The following is a 2,011-nucleotide window of genomic DNA, read 5'->3' as shown; positions in this document are numbered from 1 at the left end:
CACAGCGCTAACGTGCTGGAGTATCTGGCCATCGTCGACGACACCTCGTGGGAGCAGATCGTCGAGCAGTCCGGCCTGACCCTGGTCGAGATCGAGCAAGCCGCGCGCATGTACGCCAAAGGCAAGAACGTGATCATGTGCTGGGCCATGGGCATCACCCAGCACCGTCATTCGGTGCCGACCATTCAGGAAATCGCCAACCTGATGCTGCTGCGCGGCAATATCGGCAAACCTGGCGCCGGTCTGTGCCCGGTGCGTGGTCACAGCAACGTGCAGGGCGACCGCACCATGGGCATCAACGAGCGTCCACCGGTGGCGTTCCTCGACTCGCTGGAGCGTCGCTTCCAGTTCAAGGTGCCGCGCCACAATGGCCACAACGTGGTCGAGGCGATTCATGCGATGGCCGAAGGTCGCGCCAAGGTGTTCATCGGCTTGGGCGGCAACTTTGCCCAGGCCACGCCGGACAGCTCGCGCACCTTCGAGGCGCTGAGCAACTGTGACCTGACTGTGCAGATCAGCACCAAGCTCAACCGCAGCCACCTCGCTCACGGCAAAGACGCGCTGATCCTGCCGTGCCTGGGCCGCACCGACATCGATATCCAGACCGAAGGCCCGCAAGCGGTCACCGTGGAAGACTCGTTCAGCATGGTCCACGCGTCCAACGGCCAGTTGCAGCCGCTGTCGAACCAGATGCGCTCGGAGCCGTCGATCATCGCCGGCATTGCTGCTGCGACGCTGGGCAGCCAACCGGTGGACTGGAACTGGCTGGTAGCCGATTACGGGCGCATTCGCGAACTGATCGCTGACACCATCCCGAACTTCAAGGACTTCAACGACAAGATCAAGAACCCGGGCGGTTTTTATCTGGGTAACTCGGCGGGCGCCCGCAAGTGGAACACGCCGTCAGGCCGCGCCAACTTCCGCGCCAATCAGTTGCCGAAAGATCTGGTCCACGAGCGCACCCGCGCCACCGGCCAGGTGCCGGATCTGATCCTGCAATCGATGCGTTCCCACGATCAGTACAACACGACGATCTATGGTCTCGATGACCGCTATCGTGGTGTGAAGGGCCAGCGTGACGTGTTGTTCGCCAACGAGGCCGACATCATTCGTCTGGGCTTCCGTCCGGGACAGAAGGCCGACATCGTGTCGATCTGGGACGACGGTCGCGAGCGCCGGGTGAAAGGTTTTACATTGTTGGCGTTCGATATTCCTGCGGGGCAGGCGGCGGCGTACTATCCGGAAGTCAACCCGCTGGTGCCGCTGGAAAGTACGGGGGATGGCAGCCACACGCCGACGTCGAAGTTCATTGCGATCCGGCTGGAAGCGGCGGGTGAGAGCGGGTTGATCATGGCTAAATCCGCTTAACCGCGGAGCCAGATCCGGCCCCTTCGCGAGCAGGCTCGCTCCCACAATTGGAATACGTTTCAAATGTGGGAGCGAGCCTGCTCGCGAAAGCGATCGACCTAGCAACAGATCTGCCGTGGCGAAGATTTTCGACCGCCCACAAAAAAGGCCGTTTTTGCATAAAAACGGCCTGTCCGAAGTAGCTAAAGACCGGCGAAAATCGGTTAAGTTCCGGTGAAAAAACAGTAACTTGCAATATTGTATACAAGTCGTGTTATTCGTCGGATTTTGATTGTCACGCCCATTGCAGAGCTTCAGGATCGGCGCCGTCATCCCTTTGAGGCTCATCCTCTATGAAGTTCTCCTCGATTCTCTTGTTGTCCCTTGGCCTGGTCAGTGGCTTCGCTTCTGCCGGAGGCACCGCCGAAGCCGGCGTGGGCGGCGCATTGGGCGGGGTTCTTGGCTCGGTCGTCGGTCAGTCTATAGGCGGCAATACAGGTTCAACCATCGGCGCGGCCTTGGGCGGCGCGGGTGGTAGTGCGGTCGGCGCTGACCGTCACAGCCGTGGCGAAGCGGCCATCGGCGGCGCACTGGGTGCTGCTGGCGGTAACGTGGTTGGCCGCAGTCTCGGCGGCACCACCGGCAGCCTGATCGGCTCCGCCGC

Annotated in this window: 1 protein-coding gene and 1 pseudogene; both read left to right on the top strand. The window is 61.4% G+C overall.

Going from position 1 to position 2,011, the window contains the following annotated elements; all coding sequences use genetic code 11:
* Positions 1 to 1,368 (top strand): molybdopterin-dependent oxidoreductase (locus tag D6877_RS04925; RefSeq protein WP_153189062.1); only part of this gene is annotated, 1,368 nt, incomplete at its 5' end.
* A 332-nt stretch (positions 1,369 to 1,700) separates the two neighbouring features.
* Positions 1,701 to 2,011, top strand: a pseudogene (locus tag D6877_RS04920) (hypothetical protein); the annotation flags it as partial.

Source organism: Pseudomonas sp. Sample_9, assembly GCF_004307535.1.
Classification (GTDB): domain Bacteria; phylum Pseudomonadota; class Gammaproteobacteria; order Pseudomonadales; family Pseudomonadaceae; genus Aquipseudomonas; species Aquipseudomonas mercuritolerans.
The sequence above is the reverse complement of the archived record's forward strand: the minus strand, read 5'-3'. Positions and strand labels throughout refer to the sequence as shown.